This window comes from Corynebacterium sp. HMSC27B11 (assembly GCF_001815985.1).
Taxonomy (GTDB): domain Bacteria; phylum Actinomycetota; class Actinomycetes; order Mycobacteriales; family Mycobacteriaceae; genus Corynebacterium.
Window position 1 is genome coordinate 1 of sequence record NZ_KV823568.1, and the last position, 1,578, is coordinate 1,578.

1 protein-coding gene is annotated in these 1,578 nt (G+C 55.6%); it reads right to left on the bottom strand.

Annotated elements, in window-relative coordinates; genetic code table 11:
• Positions 1–123: 123 nt before the first annotated feature.
• Positions 124–1,335 carry an IS110 family RNA-guided transposase gene (locus HMPREF3097_RS07410; protein ID WP_070563919.1) on the bottom strand — a complete coding sequence of 404 codons (1,212 nt, stop codon included), beginning with the start codon at positions 1,333–1,335 and terminating at the stop codon, positions 124–126.
• Positions 1,336–1,578 lie beyond the last annotated feature (243 nt).

The window sequence follows — 1,578 nt, forward strand, 5'->3', positions numbered from 1 at the left end:
GGGGGGGTCCCTATGTGTTTGTCAAGTGCCAGACCGATGTTGACGAGCGCAGTCTTGGGAGTAGTTTCTTAGGCGTGCCTAGGAGCCGGCCAGCGTGTGCTGGTCGGCTTTCGTCTTCGGGCTTTATGCGGCGACGGGGCGTGGCGGGATTTCGCGGAAGAACTCCTTGTTTTTCAGCATCGCGTAGATGACATTGCATCGGCGTCGTGCCAGGCAGATGACTGCTGCGTTGTGGCGTTTTCCTTCAGCGCGTTTGCGTTCGTAATACCGCCGTGACGGTTCGTGGCTGCGGATAACTGCGAATGCGGAGTAGAACAAGGCGTTTTTCAGTCGTTTATTGCCTGACCGTGCCGGGAATTCACCTCTGATCGACGAACCGGATCGTCTAGTCACGGGTGCTATTCCAGCATAAGCAGCTAAGTGGCCAGCACTAGCGAAGTCGGAGCCATCACCGATCGCAAGAAGGATCTGCGCTGCGGTCTTGATGCCGACTCCGGGCATACTCATCAAGACCTCACAAAGAGGGAAATCAGCGAGCATCTCTTCAACCTGCTCAGCAATGGTGTTTCGTTGCTCTTTGAGGGCCTGGATGTTTGCAGCCAGTTGAGGAATTACTAACTCGGCGGCATCGCTTCCAGGCACGGTGACTGTTTGAGCTTTCAGCGCTGCAAAAATGTCGTCTACCAGCGGGGTGGGGTCTTTACGTGTGCGCTTGATCATCCAGTTCAACACTCGTTGGTATCCGGCTCTTTTTAGCCCCTGCGGTCCCTTGTAATGGATCAATAATTCCAGGATCGGCGTGCGAGTCAGGGTGCTACCAGCAAAAACTCGTTCCAGGCTGGGGTAGATCTGGGTGAGGACACTGCGAAGCCGATTGACAGTGCGAGTGCAATCGCGGGCGATGTCATCATCGAAGCCGGACAGCATCTTTAGGGCGGAGAGTACCTCATCATTGCGGTCGACGGCACGTAGCGTGTGGGGCATTGTGCGGGCGGTGTCGGCGATGATGAATGCGTCGCGTTTGTCTGTTTTTGCACGTCCCGGATAGAGATCTGCAGCTTTGCGCATCGCAAGACCTGGCAGGTATCCGACTTCGCAACCGCAGTCCCGGGCTACAGCAATCGGTAGTGCGCCGATGGTGTTGGGTTGGTCGACGATCACGAGCACGGTGCCAAGCTTCTGAAGCTGGTGAAAAACGCCTGCTAGTTCGGATTCGAGTTGAGGCAACGGTTTGTCGAAGACCTTGTTGCCATCACGGTCTAAGGCGCAGGCGTGGTGTTCAGATTTGCCGACGTCTAGCCCAAGGAATATGTCGATGGAATGCTCCGGAGACATGATGAGCTCCTAGAAAACGAGATGGGTATGGCGTTGTTCCAGTCGCTGGTGTCATGACCTTCGTTGCAAGCACCCACGTTACAAAGAGACCTAGTTTAAAACTGGCCGTGTCCCTATCAGCTGTCATCGAAAGTCCTGGCACCCGGCGGCAACACCCCCCGGATTATGGAAACTACAGGGCAGGTAAGCCATACCGGGACCAGCGACTATCCCCATTATCGGGGACACTCACAAGGTAACGGG